Annotated in this window: 16 protein-coding genes; 5 read left to right on the forward strand and 11 right to left on the reverse strand. The window is 66.2% G+C overall.

Annotated elements, in window-relative coordinates:
• From SR870_RS01310 to SR870_RS01340, 7 genes are all read right to left on the reverse strand, one after another.
• On the reverse strand, positions 1–1,233 hold the full coding sequence (locus SR870_RS01310; RefSeq protein ID WP_322516254.1) for an NAD(P)/FAD-dependent oxidoreductase: 1,233 nt from the start codon (positions 1,231–1,233) through the stop codon (positions 1–3).
• 202 nt (positions 1,234–1,435) lie between these two features.
• Positions 1,436–1,855 (reverse strand): globin family protein, encoded by a 420-nt coding sequence (locus SR870_RS01315; RefSeq protein ID WP_322516255.1) that lies wholly within the window; start codon positions 1,853–1,855, stop codon positions 1,436–1,438.
• Positions 1,856–1,976: 121 nt separating this feature from the next.
• Positions 1,977–2,771, reverse strand: coding sequence for an ABC transporter ATP-binding protein (locus SR870_RS01320; RefSeq protein ID WP_322516256.1), 795 nt, complete (start codon positions 2,769–2,771; stop codon positions 1,977–1,979).
• An 11-nt stretch (positions 2,772–2,782) separates the two neighbouring features.
• A complete protein-coding gene (ntrB, locus tag SR870_RS01325) occupies positions 2,783–3,688 on the reverse strand; it encodes a nitrate ABC transporter permease (protein ID WP_322516257.1) in 906 nt (301 codons plus the stop codon).
• A gap of 61 nt (positions 3,689–3,749) precedes the next feature.
• Positions 3,750–5,054, reverse strand: coding sequence for a CmpA/NrtA family ABC transporter substrate-binding protein (locus SR870_RS01330; protein WP_322518376.1), 1,305 nt, complete (start codon positions 5,052–5,054; stop codon positions 3,750–3,752).
• 576 nt (positions 5,055–5,630) lie between these two features.
• Complete coding sequence (locus tag SR870_RS01335) at positions 5,631–6,791, reverse strand: CmpA/NrtA family ABC transporter substrate-binding protein (RefSeq protein ID WP_322516258.1); 1,161 nt, start codon at positions 6,789–6,791, stop codon at positions 5,631–5,633.
• Between the two features lie 184 nt (positions 6,792–6,975).
• Positions 6,976–7,560 (reverse strand): ANTAR domain-containing response regulator, encoded by a 585-nt coding sequence (locus SR870_RS01340; RefSeq protein ID WP_322516259.1) that lies wholly within the window; start codon positions 7,558–7,560, stop codon positions 6,976–6,978.
• A 176-nt stretch (positions 7,561–7,736) separates the two neighbouring features.
• Here SR870_RS01340 and glpK point away from each other — a divergent pair, with 176 nt between their 5' ends.
• Complete coding sequence (gene glpK / locus SR870_RS01345; RefSeq protein ID WP_322516260.1) at positions 7,737–9,239, forward strand: glycerol kinase GlpK; 1,503 nt, start codon at positions 7,737–7,739, stop codon at positions 9,237–9,239.
• Between the two features lie 20 nt (positions 9,240–9,259).
• On the forward strand, positions 9,260–9,853 hold the full coding sequence (locus tag SR870_RS01350; RefSeq protein WP_322518377.1) for a GNAT family N-acetyltransferase: 594 nt from the start codon (positions 9,260–9,262) through the stop codon (positions 9,851–9,853).
• 342 nt (positions 9,854–10,195) lie between these two features.
• Here the strand turns inward: SR870_RS01350 and metH are convergent, their stop codons facing one another.
• A complete protein-coding gene (metH, locus tag SR870_RS01355) occupies positions 10,196–14,098 on the reverse strand; it encodes a methionine synthase (protein WP_322516261.1) in 3,903 nt (1,300 codons plus the stop codon).
• A gap of 166 nt (positions 14,099–14,264) precedes the next feature.
• Entirely contained in the window at positions 14,265–15,152 is an 888-nt protein-coding gene (gene metF, locus SR870_RS01360) for a methylenetetrahydrofolate reductase [NAD(P)H] (RefSeq protein ID WP_322516262.1), read from the reverse strand.
• A 441-nt stretch (positions 15,153–15,593) separates the two neighbouring features.
• Here metF and SR870_RS01365 point away from each other — a divergent pair, with 441 nt between their 5' ends.
• A complete protein-coding gene (locus SR870_RS01365) occupies positions 15,594–16,610 on the forward strand; it encodes an LLM class flavin-dependent oxidoreductase (RefSeq protein ID WP_322516263.1) in 1,017 nt (338 codons plus the stop codon).
• Between the two features lie 154 nt (positions 16,611–16,764).
• Here SR870_RS01365 and SR870_RS01370 read toward each other — a convergent pair whose 3' ends face one another.
• On the reverse strand, positions 16,765–17,619 hold the full coding sequence (locus tag SR870_RS01370; protein WP_322516264.1) for a prephenate dehydratase: 855 nt from the start codon (positions 17,617–17,619) through the stop codon (positions 16,765–16,767).
• A gap of 60 nt (positions 17,620–17,679) precedes the next feature.
• Entirely contained in the window at positions 17,680–18,417 is a 738-nt protein-coding gene (locus SR870_RS01375; RefSeq protein WP_322516265.1) for a 3-deoxy-manno-octulosonate cytidylyltransferase, read from the reverse strand.
• Between the two features lie 209 nt (positions 18,418–18,626).
• Here SR870_RS01375 and SR870_RS01380 point away from each other — a divergent pair, with 209 nt between their 5' ends.
• Both SR870_RS01380 and SR870_RS01385 read left to right on the forward strand, forming a co-directional pair.
• Complete coding sequence (locus SR870_RS01380) at positions 18,627–19,175, forward strand: cytochrome c family protein (RefSeq protein ID WP_322516266.1); 549 nt, start codon at positions 18,627–18,629, stop codon at positions 19,173–19,175.
• A gap of 300 nt (positions 19,176–19,475) precedes the next feature.
• Positions 19,476–21,383, forward strand: a complete 1,908-nt coding sequence (locus tag SR870_RS01385; protein WP_322516267.1) for an extracellular solute-binding protein — start codon at positions 19,476–19,478, stop codon at positions 21,381–21,383.
• Positions 21,384–21,391: the final 8 nt, after the last annotated feature.

The raw sequence follows: 21,391 nt of genomic DNA on the forward strand, positions 1-21,391 counted from the left end.
TCATGCGGCAACGGATTTGCCGGCGCGCGCAGCGAGCGCGCGGCCGAACATCATGTCGTTGCGGATGGTTTCGATCGATTGGCCGGAGCGGATCAGGTCGAGATACCAGAGCCCGTCATGGGTATCGCCGAACAGCACGCAGCCGGTCAGCTTCTCGCCCTTGATCACCAGCTTTTTGTAGCTGCCGAGGCCCGGATCGGTGAATACGATCTGCTCGGTGCCCGGGCTGCCGAGGAAGTCCCCGGCGGAAAACAGATTCACGCCTGAGACTTTGAGATTGGTGGCGAGCACGCTGCCGCGATAGGCGCCGTCGCCGCCGGACAGATGCGACGCCAGCGCGCGGGCCTGCTCATAGGCCGGCTCGACCAGGCCGTAGCAGGCGCCGCGATGCTCAGCGCATTCGCCGATCGCGTAGATGCCGTGTTTGCTGGTCTGCAGATGATCGTCGACCAGGATGCCGCGACCGATGTCGAGGCCGGCGGCGCGCGCGAGATCAACGTTGGGGCGGATGCCGGCGGCGACCACGACCAGATCGGCGGCTACGGCGCTGCCGTCTTTCAAATGCACGGTCTCGACCCGGCCGTCGCCGGTGATCGCCGCGGTGTCGGCTTCGAGCCGCACCGCGATGCCCTTGCTCTCGACCGCGTTCTTCAGCATCGCCGAGGCGGTCGGATCGAGCTGGCGTTCCATCAGCCGGTCCATCAGATGCACCACGGTGACGCGCGCGCCGGCCTTGGCGAGGCCGTAGGCGGCCTCCAGCCCGAGCAGGCCGCCGCCGATCACCACGGCGCTGCGGCCACCGGAGGCTGCGTCCTCGATCGCCGCGACGTCGGCGAGATCGCGGAAGGTCAGCACGCCGGGCAGCTCCATCCCGGGCACGTTCAGCCGGATCGGCTTCGAGCCGGTGGCGATCACCAGTTTGGAAAACGGCAGCGTCGCGCCGGTGGCGAGCCGCACCCGCCTGATCGCAGGATCGATCGCTTTCGCCGCGGCACTCTCGCCGTACAGCAGCGTGACGCCGCGGTCGCGCCACCATTGCGCCGGCCGCAGCTCGATCTCGGCCTTGGAGACTTCGCGCGCCAGCACCGACGACAGCAGCACGCGATTATAGGCCAGCCGCGGCTCGTCGCCGATCACCGCGATGGCGTAGCGGCCCAGCGCATTCTTGCCGAGTTCCTCCACTAGCCGCACCGCCGCCATGCCATTGCCGATGATGACGAGGGGTTCGCTCATCGAAGCGCCTCACCGATCCTTCCTTCTCCCCTTGTGGGAGAAGGTGGCGCGGACATCGTCCGCGCCGGATGAGGGGTGCCACGAGCGCTGCGCCGGCGTCCGCGCGACTCCTCACCCGCCTTCGACGCTGCGCGTCTCAGGCACCCTCTCCCACAAGGGGAGAGGGAAGGGGTGCGTACCGTATCGCGCGCTGACTTCATCATCATGCCGCCACGCTATTCGCTTCGGCGATCATGTAGCTCGACAGCGTTGTGTAGGCCGTGGTCCAAGCCTCGGCGAGGTCCGGCGTCCAGTCCTGGCCCAGCCCCTGTTCGAGTGTCCACAGCAGCGCGGCGCCGACCGGGGCGTAGTGCGCGGGCGCGACGCCGTAGCCGACATGCAGCTTGGCGAGCCGGCTCGCCGCCGGCAGGATCGCCGGCAGGTCGGTCAGCCCGCCGACCACGACCGCGAGCGTGCCCATCAGCTTCTTGCCCTGTTCGCGGATGTCCGCCTTGGCGAATAGCGGCTTCACCTCCGGCGCGATCTCGAACAGCCGGCCGTAGAACAGGCGGGCTGCCTGCTCGGAGATCGGCGCCACCTTGGAGAAGCTTCGCTGCACGAGGGCGATCTGGTCGGGGGTCATAGTCGGTCCTCCTGTTCCAATGTCCTCGTCATTGCGAGGAGCGAAGCGACGAAGCAATCCATCTTCCGTGCAAAACGCTCTGGATTGCTTCGCTTCGCTCGCAATGACGCTGTGCATGTGCTCACGCCGCCTCGATGTAGCGGTGGCGTTCGTAGAGGAATTCGAGCACGCGCTGGCGACATTTCAGGTAGGTCGCGTTGGTGGCGAGCTCGAGCCGCTTGCGCGGATGCGGCAGCGGCACGTCGAGCACTTCGCCGATACGCGCCGACGGGCCGTTGGTCATCATCACGATGCGGTCGCTGAGCAGCACCGCCTCGTCGACGTCGTGGGTGATCATCAGGATGGTGTTGTTCAGCTTCTGGTGCAGCGCCATCACCGAGTCCTGCAAGTGAGCGCGGGTCAAGGCATCAAGCGCGCCGAACGGCTCGTCGAGCAGCAGCACCTTCGGCTCCATCGCCAGCGCCCGGGCGATGCCGACGCGCTGTTTCATGCCGCCGGAGATTTCCGACGGCCGCTTGTCGGCGGCGTGGCCCATCTGCACCAAATTGAGGTTGTGCATCGTCCAGTCGTGGCGCTCGGCGCGCGACTTGCTCTTGGCGAACACCTTGTCGACGCCGAGCCGGACGTTTTGGTACACGGTGAGCCACGGCAGCAGGCTGTGGTTCTGGAACACGACGGCGCGGTCCGGCCCCGGCGAGTTGACCTCGCGGTCTTCCAGCAGCACGCCGCCGGTCGTCGCCCGCGTCAGCCCGGCGACGATGTTGAGCAGGGTCGACTTGCCGCAGCCGGAATGGCCGATGATCGAGACGTATTCGCCGCGTTCGATCGTCAGGTTGATGTCCTTCAGCACCTCGGTGGTGGCGGAGCCGCGGGTGAAGGTCTTGTCGATGTGATCGAGCTTCAGATAAGCGGTCATGCTGTTTGTCCTCAACCGGCCGAGGTGCCGTGGGTGACGATCCGGCCGAGCCCCGCGATCATGCGGTCGAGCACGAAGCCGATGATGCCGACATAGAACAGCGCCAGAATGATCTCGCTGATATGCGAAGAATTCCAGGCGTCCCAGATGAAGAAACCGATGCCGACGCCGCCGATCAGCATCTCGGCCGCGATGATCGCCAGCCACGACAGGCCGATGCCGATACGCAGGCCGGTGAAGATGTAGGGCGCAGCCGAGGGCAGCATCACCTTCCAGAAGAACTCCAGCGGATTGAGCTGCACCACCGCGGCGACGTTGCGATAGTCCTGCGGAATGTTGCGGATGCCGACCGCGGTGTTGATGATGATCGGCCAGATCGAGGTGATGAAGATCACGAAGATCGCCGAGGGCTGGCCGTCGCGGAAGGCGGCGAGCGCCAGCGGCAGCCAGGCCAGCGGCGGAATCGTGCGCAATACCTGGAAGATCGGATCGAGTCCGCGCATCGCCCACACCGACTGCCCGACCAGCACGCCGAGCGCGATGCCGACGATCGCCGCCAGCGAGTAGCCCAACGCGACACGCTGCAGGCTGGCGCTCAGATGCCAGAACAGCCCCTTGTCGAGGCCGCCGCGATCGAAGAACGGATCGAAGATCAGCTCCTTGGTGTCGGTGTAGACCTTGGACGGCGGCGGCAACGCCGAACCCGGCTGTCGGCAGACCAATTCCCAGAACACCATCAGCAGCGTGAACACGATCAGCGGCGGGATCACCCGGGCCGCGGTTTCGCGCGCGGCCTTGATGTATTTGTCGGCGCGCGGCTGCAGCTTCGGCCGCATCGCCACCACCGCGGAAGGCGGCGGCGCGAGCACGGTGACGGTTTCGGTTTCGGTCCCGGATTTGAGGGCGGTCATCGACATCGGCGTGGCTCTCCGTCGTCAGTAGGGGCGGGCCGCGCGTGTGCGCGGCCCGGTGTGGCGGTTACGCTTCGACGCGCTTGATCGACAGCGACTTCAGGTAGGCGGCGGGATCTTCCGGATCGAACACCTTGCCGTCGAAGAACGTCTCCTTGCCGCGCGAGGTCGAGGCCGGCATCGCGGTGACGCCGAGCGCCTTGGCGGCATCCTTCCACAGGTCTTCGCGGTTGACCTTGGCGATCAGCGCTTTGCTGTCGAAGCCGGCTTCGTACTTGCCCCAGCGGATGTCCTCGGTCATGAACCACAGATCGTGGCTCTGATACGGGTAGGACGCGAAATCCTCCCAGAATTTCATGATGTGCGGCGAGTTCTCGACCACACGGCCGGTGCCGTAGTCGAACTTGCCCTTGACGCGGTCGGTGACGTCGTCGACCGGGCAGTTGATCCACTGCCGCTTGGCGCAGATCGCCGCGACCTCGTCGCGGTTCTCCGGCTTCTCGCACCATTGCTGCGCTTCGAGCACCGCCATCAGCAGCGCCTTGGCGGCTTTCGGGTACTTGTCGACCCAGGCGGCGCGCATGCCGAAGGATTTCTCCGGATGCTTGTTCCAGAGCTCGCCGGTGGTCAGCGCGGTGTAGCCGATGTTCTGGTGGATCAGCTGCAGATTCCACGGCTCGCAGACGCAGAAGCAGTCCATCGTGCCGACCTTCATGTTGGCCACCATCTGCGGCGGCGGCACCACGATGGTTTCGATGTCCTTGTCCGGATCGATGCCGCCGGCGGCGAGCCAGTAGCGGATCCACAGATCGTGGGTGCCGCCCGGGAAGGTCATCGCCGCCTTCACAGATTTGCCGGCGGCCTTCTTCTTCTCCAGAGCCGTCTTGAACGGCGCGCTGTCGAGGCCGACCTTGATGTCGGCATATTCCTTGCCGACCGAGATGCACTGCCCGTTCAGATTGAGCCGCGCCAAAATGTACATCGGCGTCGGCACGTTGTTCTGCGTCACTTTGCCGGCGCTGATCAGATAAGGCATCGGCGTGAGAATATGCGCGCCGTCGATGCCGTTGCCTTCGGAGCCGAGCACCAGGTTGTCGCGCGTGGTGCCCCACGACGCCTGCTTCAGCACTTCGACGTCCGGCATGCCGTATTTCGCGAAGATGCCCTTCTCCTTGGCGACGAACAGCGGCGAGGCGTCGGTCAGCGCGATGAAGCCGAGCTTGGCGCCCTTCACCTCGGGGCCGCCCTCCTGCGCGAAGGCGCCGCCGGGCAAGTTCAGCTTCGCTGCAGCGAGCAATGCGGCTGCGCTGCCGCCGGCCTTCAGGAGTTGGCGGCGGCTCACTCTGCTTCCGGTGCGGTCCTTGCTGATCATCGTTGCCATGTTCCCTGCTGGGGTCGCGCGACCCTGTTTGCTTGTGATGCGGGCGCCTTCGAAAAATCGGCAAAAAAAAGCCGCCGCCTGGCCTCGCTTGCACGAGCCAGGACAGCGGCATTGCTGTCGGAGTTATCGATGGACGCCGGGACACCCATCGGTGACCCGTACTAAGCATAGCGAAAACCGTGCCAACTGATCGAGTCAGGTGATCCGATAGCATTTGCAATTAGTTGACGTTCGCGCCGTGAATTGTTCGAGGTCACCCGCGACCGCGCTCAGCGCAGCGGGCTTGTGCAGAGTGGCGACGAAATGTGCAGCGCAGCAGGGCAGGGAGGCGCCGCGAGCACGACCAGCTCCTTCTCCCCGCGCGCGGGGAGAAGGCTGGGATGAGGGGGCGCCTCAAGTCACCCTCCCCTGGAGGGGAAGGGTCGCTCGCGCAGCGAGCGGGGTGGGGTGGCGAAGAGTTCATCCGCCGAGCTTGCGGCTCACCCCACCCCGTCCCGCATCCCGCTACGCGGGTTGCGTGCCGACCCTCCCCCTCCAGGGGAGGGTGAGAGAGAGGTGACCGCGGCCTCAGCGCCGGATGCTGAGCGCCGACAGATAGCCCGCGATGTCGTCCGGATCGAAATGCGTGCCGGTGCATTCGCCGATGCCGTCGGCGGGGGCGATCGGCAGGATCGGCGGCGTGCCGACGGCGGCGTCGTAGAGGTCGGGCCGGAACACCGCCTTGGCCGCGGCCAGCAGTTCGGCCGACAGCGGCGCCTGGCCCCAGCGCACCATCTGTGCGTAGTTCCAAGCGCCCTGCACCGGATCGGGCCGCGCCGCGGCTTCGCGCCCGACCAGCAGATAGCGGTCGGTCTCGCGGATGCGGCCGTCGGGCGACACTTTGAGCCGGCCGTCGAGGGTGCGGCGGATCAGCTCCGGCGTGACTTCGATGCGGCCCGGCGCGGTGAGGATGGAGCAGACCTCGTCGCGATTGGGTTCGTGCTCGATGAACTGCGCGGCGCGGTCGTGCGCCCGGATCAGCCGCGCCAGCGTGTCGGGATGGCCCTCGGCCCAGGAGGCGCGCACCGCCAGCATCTTCTCCGCCGCGCGCTGGAACAGCTCGCAGGCGAAGTGCAGGATGTGGCCGATGCCGAGATCGATCGCCACCGAATTCCACGGCGCGCCGACGCAGAAGCCGTCGAGATGCTTGTTGGCGAGGCTTTCGACCATATAGGGCGGCGGCAGTACCACGAGGCGCACGTCCTCGTCGGGATCAACCCCGCCGGTCGCCATCCAGAACCGCAAATCGTAATTGTGGCTGGAGAACGGGAAGGTCATGCCGAAGATCAGCGGCTCCAGCCCCAGCGCCTTGCGCTCGGCGACGACGCGCGCCAGCGCCCGTGCCGAGACCAGCGGATCGGCGACGTCGCCCTCGGCCATCGCCGCGATCGCTGCCTGCAGATCCGGCGACACGGTGATGGCGTTGCCGTTGACGCCGAGCCCGAAGCCCGAGATCACCGGCACCTTGATGTGGCCGATGCCGAGGCTCGAGGCGACCGCCATCGGCGCCAGCAGATGGGCCGCGTCGAACAGGCCGATGTTGAACTTGTCGCGGACATTGGCCCAGGAGATTTCGCGCACCAGCTCGACGTCGAGCCCTTCGGCGGCGCAGAACCCCTTGTCGACGGCGACGATCAGCGCCGCCGCGTCGGCCAGCGGGATGAATCCGATGCGCAGGCGCTCGCTCATGCTGGACGCTCCAGCTTTCCGCTCGTCATGCCCGGCCTTGTGCCGGGCATCCACGCCTTGCTGACGGAAACGCGAGAAAGGCGTGGATGGCCGGGCCTTCGCCGCGCCGGAGCGGCTTCGGCCGCGCAGGCGGGACGAGCCCGGCCATGACGCGTGGAGAGGATGGTGGCAATGGCGCTACGCATCATTTCAGCATCTCCGACGCGGTGACCACCGACTGGGCGATCTCGGCGATTTTCTTCTTCTCGTTCATGGCCGCGGTCCGCAGCAGGACGTAGGCCTGCTCTTCGGTCAGGCCCTTGGCCTTCATCAAAATGCCCTTGGCGCGGTCGATCACCTTGCGGTCGTCCAGCGCGCTGCGGGCGCGATGCAGCTCTGTCTCGAGATGGGCGAAGGCGTTGAAGCGCGAGATGCACAGATCGAGGATGTGCTTCATCCGCTCCTTCTTCAGCCCGTCCACGATATAGGCCGAGACGCCGGCGTCGACCGAGGCCTGGATCGAGGCGGTGTCGCTCTGGTCGACGAACATCGCGATCGGCCGCTTCACGATCCTGGAGACCTGGAACATCTGCTCCAGCATGTCGCGGCTCGGGTTCTCCAGGTCGATCAGGATGACGTCGGGGTCGATCTCGTAGATCCGCGCCAGCAGATTGGTGGTCGCGGCCAGATAGGTGATCTGCGTCATGCCGGCTTCGCGCAGCCCCTCGGTGAGAATCCCGGCGCGCACCGGATTCTCGTCGACGATCACGATTTTCAGCAGCGGGTCCATCGGGCGGCGGTGTCTCGATCGGGGCGGACCAGTGCGACAAACCACAGTCCGGCGGCCAAATGAAGGAGATTCGCTGGGCAGCGCGCCGGCCGGCGTGCCGATATTGACGCCGCAAGCGCGATCGGGTGGGGTGCGGTCAAACGCTTCCGACATTCGACAATCCGGGACGAACGCTCATGCCTTTCGTGATGGCCATCGATCAGGGCACCACCTCGTCGCGCGCGATCCTGTTCCGCGACGACATTTCGATCGCGGCCTCCGCGCAGCAGGAATTCCCGCAGCATTTCCCGGCCTCCGGCTGGGTCGAACACGAGCCCGAGGACATCTGGGCCTCGACGCTGGCGACCTGCCGCGCCGCGATGGAGAAGGCCGGCGCCGCGGCCAGCGATATCGCCGCGATCGGCATCACCAACCAGCGCGAGACCGTGGTGGTGTGGGACGCCGCCTCCGGCAAGGCGATCCACCGCGCCATCGTCTGGCAGGACCGCCGCACCGCGGAGGTCTGCACGAGGCTCAAGGCCGACGGCCTCGAGCCGATGATCACCGATAAGACCGGGCTCATCGTCGACCCGTATTTCTCCGGCACCAAGGTCGGCTGGCTGCTCGACAATGTGCCCGGCGCCCGCGCCCGCGCCGAACGCGGCGAGCTCAAATTCGGCACCATCGACTGCTATTTGCTGTGGCGGCTGACCGGCGGCCGCGTCCACGCCACCGACGCCACCAACGCTTCGCGCACGCTGCTGTTCAACATCCACACCGGCGACTGGGACGACGAGTTGCTGGCGCTGTTACGGGTGCCGCGGTCGATGCTGCCGGAGGTGAGGGATTCCTCGGCGCATTTCGGCGACAGCGTCTACGAGCTGTTCGGCGGCAGCATCGCGATTCGCGGCATCGCCGGCGACCAGCAGGCCGCCACCATCGGCCAGGCCTGCTTTTCGCCCGGCATGATCAAATCGACCTACGGCACCGGCTGCTTCGCGCTGCTCAACACCGGCGCCGTGCCGGTGCGCTCCAGCAACAAGCTGCTCACCACCATCGCCTATCAGCTCGGCGGCAAGCGCACCTATGCGCTCGAAGGCTCGATCTTCGTCGCAGGCTCGGCGGTGCAATGGCTGCGCGACGGCCTCGGCATCATTAAGCACGCCAGCGAGACCGGCCCGCTCGCCGACAAATCCGATTCGCTTCAGAGCGTGTATCTGGTGCCGGCCTTCGTCGGCCTCGGCGCGCCGTACTGGAATCCGCGGGTGCGCGGCGCGCTGTTCGGCATGACGCGCAACACCGGCCCGGCCGAACTGGCGCACGCCGCGCTGGAGAGCGTCTGCTATCAGACCTATGATCTATGGGCGGCGATGCGCGCCGACTGGTCGGGCGCCGACGCCGCGCCGCCGGTGCTGCGCGTCGACGGCGGCATGGCGGCCTCGGACTGGACCATGCAGCGCCTCGCCGACCTCCTGGACGCCCCGGTCGACCGCCCGGTGATTCAGGAAACCACCGCGCTCGGCGCCGCCTATCTCGCCGGCCTGTCCGCCGGCGTCTATCCCGAGCCGCAGAAATTCGCCGACAACTGGCGGTTGGATCACCGCTTCCGCCCCGCCATGAGCCAAGCGACGCGCGAGCGCAAGCTGGCGGGATGGGCGCGAGCGGTGAAGGGGTTGCTGGCGACGGACGAGGGGGAATAGGGATCGGAGTGGGCCCGCAGATGATGCTTCCCGACGGCTATTCCGATGTGCCTGCCGGCAAGATTGCGGCGGTCGTCACGCATCTGCAGATGACGGCGCGCCCGTCTTTGCTTGCAGAGCGGGCCGGGCCATGGACGCTGCGCCGCGTCGCCGACCCCGATGTCGACTGGTTTCGCGATCTGTTTTATCGCGTCGGCCATCACTGGCTCTGGTTCTCGCGGCTGCGGATGTCCGACGATGAACTCCGCGCCGCCATTCATGCACCGCTCGTCGAAATCCATGCCCTGTCCTACGACGGCCGTGATGAAGGCCTGCTCGAACTCGATTTCCGCACCGCGCGCGAATGCGAGCTGGCGTTTTTCGGCGTGACCGCTCGTCTGATTGGAAGCGGAGCCGGTCGCTGGCTGATGAATCGTGCGCTGGAAGCGGCGTGGTCGCGCCCGGTCGATCGGCTCTGGCTCCACACCTGCACCTTCGACCATCCGAAGGCGCTGGCGTTCTACGAACGCACCGGCTTCATCGCGTTCCGCCGCCAGATCGAGATCGCCGATGATCCTCGGCTCGACGGCTTCATCCCACGCAGCGCAGCCGGGCACGTTCCGATCATCGAATGATCACCCGTAGGGTGAGCAGAGGCGCGTAGCGCCGTGCCCACGCGGCCGTTGCGTGACAGCCGATCGACGTGTGGCACCGGCGCCGCCACACCTCCTCACGTCATCGCCCGCGAAAGCGGGCGATCCAGGATTCCAGTGCGCCCGCAGGTCGGCACCGCTTTTGCCATATACGCTATGCGATACTGCATCACCCGCCTTCGCGGGTGATGACGGTCGTTGGGCGGATCACCGCAGTGATAGCAGTGAATGCCGACCGAGGTAGCCTTCAGGTCGGTCCGCAGGTCGGCGAGCCTCAGGGTGCGTCCGCGTGAACGGACTGGGGCGTGCACCGAGAGGTGGTGCTTACTTCGCCCCGACCGCTTTCTTCCGCCACATCAGGTGCACCGCGCAGTTGCAGCCGGCGGGGTGCGAGGCGAGGGCGGCGTCGTTCGCGGCGAACGCCGCATCGGCGGGCGGCTCGGTCGGCAGCAGGTCGCCCGACGGCGCCAGCGGCGGCATCGGCTCTTGCGGTGCGCCGGCCGGCTGCGGCTCGGGGATGTAGTTCAGCACCGGGGCGAGCCAGCGCTCGGCCTCGGCCACGCTCCAGCCCTTGCGCAGCGCGTAGTCCTCGACCTGGTCGCGCTCGATCTTGCCGACGCCGAAATAGGCGCTCTGCGGATGGCTGAAATACAGCCCCGACACCGACGAACCCGGCCACATCGCGTAGGATTCGGTCAGCGTCACGCCGGCATTGACCTCGGCGTCGAGCAGCTTGAACAGCGTCGCCTTCTCGGTGTGATCGGGCTGCGCCGGATAGCCGGGCGCCGGGCGGATGCCCTGATACTTCTCGAGGATCAGGTCGTCGACCGACAGCGTTTCGTCCGGCGCGTAGCCCCAGAATTCGCGGCGGATTCGGGCGTGCATCCGCTCGGCGAAGGCCTCGGCCAGCCGATCGGCCAGCGCCTTGACCAGGATCGACGAGTAGTCGTCATTGTCGGTCTTGAACTTGTCCGCGATCACATCCTCGCCGATCCCGGCGGTGACGACGAAGGCGCCGATATAGTCCGGCACGCCGCGTGGCGCGATGAAGTCCGACAGCGCCGCATTGGCGCGGCCCTCGCGCTTGACGAGCTGCTGGCGCAGCGTGTGCAGCGCGCCGATCGAGGCGTCGCGGCTGTCGTCGGCATACAGGATGATGTCGTCGCCGACCGCATTCGCCGGCCAGAACCCGATCGCCGCCTTGGCGGTGAACCAGTTCTCGGCGACGATGCGCTCCAGCATTTTGCGCGCGTCGGCATAGAGCGACCGCGCGGTTTCGCCGACCACCTTGTCGTCGAGGATCGCGGGGAAGCGCCCGGCGAGCTCCCAGCTCTGGAAGAACGGCGTCCAGTCGATATAGTCGGCCAGTTCGGCGAGCGGATAGTTGCTGAAGCTGCGGACGCCGAGGAACGACGGCTTCACCGGCTGCGCTGCCGACCAGTCGATCTTGGTCGCATTGGCGCGGGCGGCGGCGAGCGGCAGGCGCTTCTTGTCGGCCTGCGCGCGCAGATGCGCCGCGGTGATTCTCGCGTAGTCGGCGCGGATCTCGGCCGCATAAGCGGGGCCGCGCTCGCGCGACAGCAGCGACGAGGCGACGCCGACCGCGCGGCTGGCGTCGTTGACGTGGACGACGCTGCCGGCCGGATATGATGGGTCGATCTTCACCGCGGTGTGCACGCGGCTGGTGGTGGCGCCGCCGATCAAGAGCGGCATGTCGAGGCCGTTGCGTTGCATCTCGGAGGCGAGGAAGCTCATCTCGTCGAGCGACGGCGTGATCAGGCCGGACAGGCCGATGATGTCGGCCTGCTCGGCGATCGCGGTCTCGATGATCTTCGCCGCGGGCACCATCACGCCGAGGTCGATCACCTCGAAATTGTTGCACTGGAGCACGATGCCGACGATATTCTTGCCGATGTCGTGGACGTCGCCCTTGACGGTGGCGAGCACGATCTTGCCGGCGGTGGCGCGCTCGCCGGTGTGGGTGCCGGCGGCGAGCTGCGCGGCCTTCTCGGCTTCCATATAAGGCATCAGATAGGCGACCGCCTGCTTCATCACGCGAGCGGATTTCACCACCTGCGGCAGGAACATCTTGCCGTCGCCGAACAGGTCGCCGACCACGTTCATGCCGGCCATCAGCGGGCCTTCGATCACGTGCAGCGGGCGTTCTGCTTTCGCTCGCGCTTCCTCGGTGTCGGCCTCGATATATTCGGTGATGCCGTGCACCAGCGCGTGGCTCAGCCGCTGCTCGACCGGCCAGCTCCGCCAGGCGAGGTCCTGCTCCTTCACCGCCTTGCCCTGGCCGCGATACTTTTCGGCCAGCGCCAGCAGCCGCTCGGAGGCGCCGGGATCGCGGTTGAGGATGACGTCCTCGCAGACCTGGCGCAGCTCCGCGTCGATGTCGTCATAGACGATCATCTGCCCGGCATTGACGATGCCCATGTCCATGCCGGCGTGGATCGCGTGATACAGGAACACCGAGTGCATCGCCTCGCGCACCGGCTCGTTGCCGCGGAACGAGAACGACAGATTCGAGACGCCGCCGGAGATGTGCGCGTGCGGCAGGTTGGCGCGGATCCAGCGCGTCGCCTCGATGAAGTCGACGCCGTAATTATTGTGTTCTTCCAGCCCGGTCGCGATCGCGAAGATATTCGGGTCGAAGATGATGTCTTCCGGCGGGAAGCCGATCCGGTCGACCAGGATGTCGTAGGCGCGCTTGCAGATCTCGGTCTTGCGCGCGTAGGTGTCGGCTTGGCCCTGTTCGTCGAACGCCATGACGACGACCGCGGCGCCGTGGCGGCGCGCGATCCTGGCCTCGTGCAGGAACTTGTCCTCGCCTTCCTTCAGCGAGATCGAGTTCACCACCGGCTTGCCCTGAACGCATTTCAGCCCGGCCTCGATCACGGCGAACTTCGAACTATCCACCATCACCGGCACCTTGGCGATGTCCGGCTCGGCGGCGACCAGGTTGAGGAAGGTCACCATCGCGGCTTCGGAATCCAGCAGCCCTTCGTCCATGTTGACGTCGATGATCTGCGCGCCGTTCTCGACCTGGTCGCGGGCGACCTGCAAGGCCGCGGCGTAGTCGCCGGCGGTGATCAGCTTGCGGAATTTCGCCGAGCCCGTGACGTTGGTGCGCTCGCCGACATTGACGAAGGGAATTGCGGCGGTGAGTTCGAACGGCTCCAGCCCGCTCAATCGCAGCCGCGGCTCGATCGTGGGCACCACGCGCGGCTTGTGCGGCGCGACGGCCTTGGCGATCGCCGCGATATGGTCCGGCGTGGTGCCGCAGCAGCCGCCGACGATGTTGACGAGGCCGGCCTCGGCGAATTCGCCGACCAGCGAGGCCATGTAGTCCGGGCTCTCGTCGTATTGGCCGAATTCATTGGGCAGGCCGGCGTTGGGATAGGCGCAGACCAGCGTATCGGCGACGCGGCCGATATCGGCGATATGCGCGCGCAGATCCTTGGCGCCGAGCGCGCAGTTGAAGCCGATCGTGATCGGCCCGGCGTGCCGCACCGAATTCCAGAACGCTTCCGGCAATTGCCCGGACAGCAGCCGTCCGGACTTGTCGGTGATCGTGCCGGAGATCATCACCGGCACGTCGATGCCGCGCGCCTCGGCGATCTCGGCGATTGCGTACAGCGCCGCCTTGGCGTTGAGCGTGTCGAAGATGGTCTCGACCAGCAGCAGATCGGCGCCGCCGTCCAAGAGGCCGTTGATCTGCTCGCCATAGGCGATGCGCAGATCGTCGAACGTCACCGCGCGATAGCCGGGATTGGCGACGTCGGGCGAGATCGAGGCGGTGCGGTTGGTCGGGCCGATGGCGCCGGCGACGAAGCGCGGCTTGCCGTCCTCGGCCTGCACCTTGTCGGCGGCGTTGCGGGCGAGGCGGGCGCCGTCGCGGCTCATTTCATAGGCGATCTCGGACAGGTCGTAATCGGCCTGCGCGATCGAGGTGGAGGAGAAGGTGTTGGTGGCGACGATGTCGGCGCCGGCGCGCAGATATTGCGCGTGGATATCCTCGATCGCCTGCGGTTGGGTCAGGATCAACAGGTCGTTGTTGCCGCGCAGGTCGCGATGGAAATCCTTGAAGCGCTCGCCGCGGAACGCAGCCTCGTCGAATTGCAGTTGCTGGATCATCGTCCCCATCGCGCCGTCGAGCACGAGGATGCGCTCGGCGGCGAGTGCGCGAAGACGAATGGCAGTCGGATTTTTGGGGGGCGACATTTGCGGAGTACTCAGCGCGACTCCCTCTCCCCGTCGGGGAGAGGGCTGGGGTGAGGGGGATCGAACGCATGCGGCCTGATCGTTCGGGCAATCGTCTCGAGCACGCCGTCGATGTTCGACAGGGGAGAGGGAGCGCGCCATCCGCGCGGAGAGTTCAGTTGCAAGTTCACGCTGCTTTCCTTGCGGCATTGGGCCGAAGGCCGAGCAGATGGCTGATCGCGAACACCAGGTCGGCGCGGTTCATGGTGTAGAAATGGAAGGTGTCGACGCCGTGCTTGGCGAGCTTGTGGACCTGGCCGGCCGCCATCGTCGCGGCCACCAGCTTGCGGGTGTCGGGATCGTCGTCGAGACCTTCGAACTGCTTCGCCAGCCAGTCCGGCACGCTGGCGCCGGCGCGCGTGGCGAAGCTGGAAGCCTGCTTGAAGTTCTGCACCGGCAGGATGCCGGGCACGATCGGAATGTCGATGCCGCGGGCGCGGACGCGGTCGAGGTAGCGGAAGTACAGATCGTTGTCGAAAAAGAACTGCGTGATGGCGCGGGTCGCCCCGGCATCGACCTTCGCCTGCAGCATGTCGAGGTCGGCGTCGAAGCCGCTGCTCTCCGGATGCTTCTCCGGATAGGCCGACACCGTGACGTCGATGTCCGGATGCTTGCGCTTGATCGACGCGACCAGATCGGCCGAGCTGCGATAGCCCTGCGGATGCGGCGTGTAGGCGCCGCCGAGCCCGCTCGACGGATCGCCGCGCAGCGCGACGATGTGGCGGACGCCGATCTCGTAGTAGCGCTCGACCACCTCGTCGACATCGGCGCAGGGCGCGTCGACGCAGGTGAGGTGGGCGGCCGGCGTCAGGCTGGTTTCGCGCAGGATGCGGGCGATGGTCGAATGGGTGCGCTCGCGGGTCGAGCCGCCGGCGCCGTAGGTCACCGAGACGAAACGCGGATGCAGCGGCGCCAGCCGGCTGATGGCCTGCCACAGATTGCGTTCCATCTCGTCGGTCTTCGGCGGAAAGAACTCGAACGAGATCGCCGGAATGTGCTGCAGCACGTCGCTCATGTCGGGTCATCCAGAGTGAAAGTCGAAACTCACGTCGACCGCTGCATCGCAAAGCGGAGTCGTTACGACGTCGTAGCCGGTCGTGCGTGCACCGCCGCATCGGCCGACGCTTTCGAAATTAAGCCGAACCCGCGGGGCGATCCAGCCCACCCATCGGCGAAATCGGGTGGGAATTTGCCCAACAGATGTTAATTAGACTGAAAATCTGGCATTCAAGTCCTTGAAAGTGGGCAAGATTGGCCGAGATTCCGGCTGCTTCTGTAGGGTTTCGCCCGAAAAACAAGGAATATCAGCACGGTTGCGGCGCCGGGATGAAAAACCAGACGAGATCTCCTCGCAAAAGTCCCAGGACTGCCCACTAAGAGGTTCCGATCCTCCTTACGGCGAATTTCCTAGCCGCTTACCTTTGCGCCACTCGTGGTTGAGCATTACCTTAGCCGGATGTTACCACTCTCCATCCTCGACCTGTCCGTCGTCACCACCGGCACCCCGCCGGCGGCGGCGTTGCGCAACTCGATCGACCTCGCCCGGCATGCCGACAAGCTCGGCTATGTCCGCTACTGGCTGGCCGAACATCACAATCTGCCGTCGGTGGCGAGTCCGGCGCCGGAAATCATGATCGGGCAGATCGCGGCGGTGACCGAGCGCATCCGCGTCGGCTCCGGCGGCGTGATGCTGCCCAACCACGCGCCGCTGATGGTCGCCGAGCGCTTCAAGATGCTGGAGGCGCTGTTCCCCGGCCGGATCGATCTCGGCATCGGCCGCGCGCCCGGCACCGATCAGGCGACGATGCACGCGCTGCGCCGCCGGCTCGACATCCGCGAGGGCGACGATTTTCTCGAGCGGCTGCAGGAGTTGATGCTGTGGGAGACGCGCGGCTGGCCCGCCGGCCATCCCTACAACAATGTCGTCGCCATGCCGAACGACGCGCCGCTGCCGCCGGTCTGGCTGCTCGGCTCCAGCGATTACAGCTCGGAGCTGTCGGCGCAGGTCGGCATGGGCTTCGCCTTCGCGCATCACTTCGCGTCCTACGACGCCGTCGAGGCGCTGACGCATTACCGCGCCGCTTTCCGGCCGACCCGCTGGCGCAGCAAGCCGCACGCTATTCTCGCGGTGGCGGCGGTGATCGCCGAGACCGACGAGGAGGCCGAGCGGCTGGCGATCTCGATGGACATCAACCGGCTGCGCCGCGACCGCGGCCAGTACGTGCCGCTGCCGAGCGTCGAGGAGGCGCAGGCCTATCCCTTGACCGATGCCGACCGCGCTTCGATCACGCGCAACCGCTCGCGGCTGTTCGTCGGTAGCCCGGCGACGGTGATGCAGGCGCTGCAGCCGCTGATCAGCGCCAGCCAGGCCGACGAACTGATGGTGATCACCGCCACCTACGACCACGACGCCCGCAAGCGCAGCTACACGCTGTTGGCGGAAGCGTTCGAGGCACAGAGGGCGGCGGCGTAGTTCGGTTCGAGTCCGTCATTCCGGGGCGCGAGCGTCAGCTCGCGAGCCCGGAATCTAGAGGAGTTCATCATCTCGGGATTCCGGGTTCGCTTGCTGCGCAAGCGCCCCGGAATGACCACGCGTGGATGAATCGGCGACGGAGGTCAGTTAGACTTCACCGCTCCGTAAACGTCGCCCGGAACGGGTGCCCCGGATAGACTCCGACGATGCGAAATTCGCGCGAGAAGAATTTCAGTTCGTCGAGCGCGAAGGCGAGGTTGCGGTCTTCGGGGTGGCCGTCGACGTCGGCGTAGAACTGCGTGGCGAAGAAATTGCCGTCGACCATGTAGCTTTCCAGCTTGGTCATGTTGACGCCGTTGGTGGCGAAGCCGCCCATCGCCTTGTACAGAGCGGCCGGCAGATTGCGCACCCGAAACACGAACGTCGTCACCAGCGGGCCCGAGCCCTGCGCCGCCCAGCGCGGCTCACGCGCCAGCATCACGAACCGCGTGGTGTTGTGGGTCTCGTCCTCGATGTCCTCGGCGAGGATGTCGAGGCCGTAGATCTTCGCCGCGAGCCGCGACGAGATCGCAGCACTGCTCTTGTCGCCGCGCTCGGCGACGATCCGCGCCGAGCCCGCGGTGTCGCCGGCGACGATCGGCCGGATGCCGAATTTGCGGATGATGCGCCGGCACTGGCCGAGCGCGTGGACGTGGCTCTCGACGGTCTTGATGTCTTCCAGCTTGGCGCCGGGCACCGCGACGAGCTGATGCCGGATCGGCAGAAACCATTCGCCGACGATGAACAGGCCGGACTGCGGCAGCAGATGGTGGATGTCGGCGACGCGGCCGGCGACCGAATTCTCGATCGGGATCATGCCGAGATCGGCCTCGCCCGAGGTGATGGCGGCGAGCGCGTCCTCGAAGGTGGCGCAGGGCAGCGCCTCGGCGGTGGGATAGGCGTCGCCGATCGCGATATGGGAATTTGCGCCCGGCTCGCCCTGGAATGCGATTTTCATGGTCTTGGTCATGGGATCCTGCGTGTTGCGGCGCGTTCTAGCAGCCGCAGCAGTTTTCGCCAGTGGGCAGGCTCACCCGGCCAGCACCCGCCGGGCGGTTTCCAGATCGGCCGGGGTGTCGACGCCGCGCGGCACGCTGTCGACGATGCCGACGTCGATCCGCATCCCGGCCTCCAGCGCGCGGAGCTGTTCGAGTTTCTCGCGCTGTTCGAGCGGCGAGGGCGGCAGCGCCACGAACCGCTCCAGCGCGGCGCGGCGATAGGCGTAGAGCCCGATATGGTGGTAGCGCGGCCCGTCGCCCCACGGCGCGGTGGCGCGGGTGAAATACAGCGCGCGCAGCCGGGCGTCGCCGATCGGGGAGCCGACCACCTTCACCACGTTGGGGTTGGTGCTCTCTTCCTCGGTGTGAATTTCGGCGGCCAGCGTCGCGATATCCACCGCCGGATCGTCGAGCGGCGGCAGCACGGCGCCGATCTGCTCCGGCCGGATGGTCGGGAAGTCGCCCTGCAGATTGATCACCGTCTGGATCGTGCGCTCGGGGTCGAGATTTTGCAGCGCCTCGTGGATGCGGTCGGAGCCGGACGGATGGTCCGCCCGCGTCATCACTACCTCGCCGCCATGGGCTCTGACGGCGTCGGCGATCGCCGGCGTATCGGTCGCGACCGCGACCCGGCCGATGTTCGCCGCCAGCGCGCGGCGCAGCACATGCACGATCATCGGCACGCCGCCGATGTCCAGCAGCGGCTTGCCGGGGAGCCTGGTCGCGGCCATCCGCGCGGGGATCAGGACGAGCGTGGGGTGTGCTGTCATCAGGATGCGGGATAGGGCCCGTGCGGTGGAAAATGGGCCCACCGTGCCTCAATCAGGACGGTATCAGGCTGTTGGTACGTCGGGGTGTAAAGCACTTATACGGGTTGCAAGAGCAGGGGCAAACCGTTATCTCATCACAACTAAAGTCTATTTGCGAATGCCAACGATAAACAATCCAGACTCGGTCTGACGGGAAACGCGAGCGCACCATGGATTCATTCGAGCTCAACAAAATTCTCGGCGCAGTTCTCGCCACCTGTCTCGTTCTGCTGCTGTCGAATTTCGCCGCGCAGGCGATTTTTGCACCGGACAAGGTCGAGAAGCAGGGCTACGCCATTGCGGTGAAGGAAGCCGAGCCCGCCCCGAGCAAGGACGCTGCGCCCGTCGCCTCCGAGCCGATCGAAAATTTGCTGCAGACCGCATCGATCGAGAAGGGCATTTCCGCCGCCAAGAAATGCGCCGCCTGCCACACCTTCGAGAAGGACGGCCCGAACCGCGTCGGCCCCAATCTCTACGGCATCGTCGGCGAGAAGCTTGGCGAAGGTCGCAATTTCAACTTCTCGGCCGCGATGAAGGCCAAGGGCGGCGAATGGACGTTCGAGGAACTCAACAAGTTCCTCGCCAGTCCGAAGGGCTATATCCCGGGCACCGCGATGAGCTTCGCCGGGATCTCGAACGAGAAGGAACGGGCGGATCTGATCGCCTATCTGAACAAGAATTCCGACACGCCCGAGGCGATTCCGACCGCCGCCAAATAGCGGTCCATCCCCAGCGCGATCGACGATCTCCAACGGCCGGGTCTTTCCCGGCCGTTTTCGCGTGCGCGCCACAAGCCTTCACGCTGTCCTGATCGGGACGTTTCGCCGCAACGCTCCCTGCCGCGGGGTGCTATCTTGCCGGAAATCCGGCATAATCGGCCGAATCCTCGCCGCATATTGCGGCTTGAGTGCTGTCTTGATGTCCAAATCTTAAGAACCAGATCCCGAGATCATGTGCTGAGATCATGCCCTGACATCAGGTCCGAACTGCCAGTCCGACGCCAACAGGAATTCCAGACCGTGAATTTGACCCGACGACATCTTCTGCAAGCCGGCGTAGCGGCGGCCGCCACCCCGGCACTCGGTCTCGGCTCCGGCCTGCTGGCCGGCGGGCCCGCGATGGCCGAGGACGCGGCGGACAAGCTGACTTCCGGACTGACCTGGCGGCACGGCCTGTCGCTGTTCGGCGAGCTCAAATATCCGCCCGGGTTCAAGCGGTTCGATTACGTCAATCCGGACGCGCCGAAGGGCGGCGCGGCGCGGCAGATCTCGCTCGGCACGTTCGATAATTTCAATCTCGCGGTGGCGGGCGTGAAGGGCAACATCGCCCCGGCGGTGGGCTATCTCTACGAGACGCTGATGACCCAGTCGCAGGACGAGGTCGGCACCGAATACGGCCTGCTCGCGGAGAGCGCGGCGCATCCCGACGATTTCTCCTGGGTGGTGTACCGGCTGCGCGCCGATGCGCGCTGGCACGACGGCAAGCCGGTGACCGCCGACGACGTGGTGTTCTCGTTCGACTCGCTGAAGAAATTCAGCCCGCGCTACGCCTCGTATTATCGCCACGTCACCAAGGCCGAAAAGACCGGCGAACGCGACATCCGCTTCAGCTTCGACGGGCCCGGCAACCGCGAACTGCCGACCATCGTCGGCGAACTGATGATCCTGCCGAAGCACTGGTGGGAAGGCACCGACGACCAGGGCCGCAAGCGCGACATCTCCGCCACCACGCTGGAGAAGCCGCTCGGCTCCGGCCCGTACCGGATCAAGGACTTCGTCGCCGGCCGCTCGATCGTGCTGGAGCGCGTCAAGGACTATTGGGGCGAGAAGCTGCCGGTCCGCGTCGGCCAGTACAATTTCGACGAGTTGCGCTTCGAGTTCTTCCGCGACAACACCGTGGCGCTGGAAGCCTTCAAGGCCGACCAGGCCGACTGGATCGCCGAAAATTCCGCCAAGCAATGGGCGACGGCCTACGACTTCCCCGCCGTCACCGACAAGCGCGTGGTGAAGGAAGAATTCCCGATCAACGATTCCGGCCGGATGCAGGGCTTCGTGCTCAATCTGCGCCGCGACATGTTCAAGGACGCGCGGATCCGGCGCGCCTTCAACTACGCGTTCGATTTCGAGGAGATGAACAAGCAACTGTTCTACGGCCAGTACAAGCGGATCAACAGCTACTTCGAGGGCACCGAGCTCGCCTCCAGCGGCCTGCCGCAGGGCGAGGAACTGGCGATCCTCGACACCGTGCGCGACAAGGTGCCGGCCGAATTGTTCACCCAGGCCTACACCAATCCGGTCGGCGGCAATCCGGAAGCGGTTCGCGCCAATCTGCGCGAGGCGATGAAGCTGGTGAAGGAAGCCGGCTTCGACTTCAAGGATCGCAAGCTGGTCGATGGCTCCGGCAAGCCGGTCACGGTCGAGATTCTGGTGCAGGATCCTTCGTCGGAGCGGATCTCGCTGTTCTACAGGCCATCGCTGGAGCGGCTCGGCGTCACCGTGTCGATCCGCGTGGTCGACGACGCGCAATATCAGAACCGGATCCGCGCCTTCGATTTCGACGTCATCACCGATCTGTGGGGCCAGTCGCTGTCGCCCGGCAACGAGCAGCGCGACTTTTGGGGCTCGCAGGCGGCCGACCAGCAGGGCTCGCGCAACACCATCGGCATCAAGAACCCGGCGGTCGACGCGCTGATCGACAAGGTGATCTTCGCCAAGGACCGGCCGACGCTGGTGGCCGCGACCCGCGCGCTCGACCGCGTGCTGCTGTGGAATTTCTACGTCGTGCCGCAGTTCACCTACGGCTTCTCGCGCTACGCGCGCTGGGACCGTTTCAGCCGTGCCGAGCTGCCGCAATACGCGCGTTCCGGCCTGCCGGCGCTGTGGTGGTACGACGAAGCCAAGGCCGCCAAGATCGGCCGACGTTCTTGAGGGAACGC

Source organism: Rhodopseudomonas palustris (assembly GCF_034479375.1).
In the GTDB taxonomy this organism is placed as follows: domain Bacteria; phylum Pseudomonadota; class Alphaproteobacteria; order Rhizobiales; family Xanthobacteraceae; genus Rhodopseudomonas; species Rhodopseudomonas palustris_M.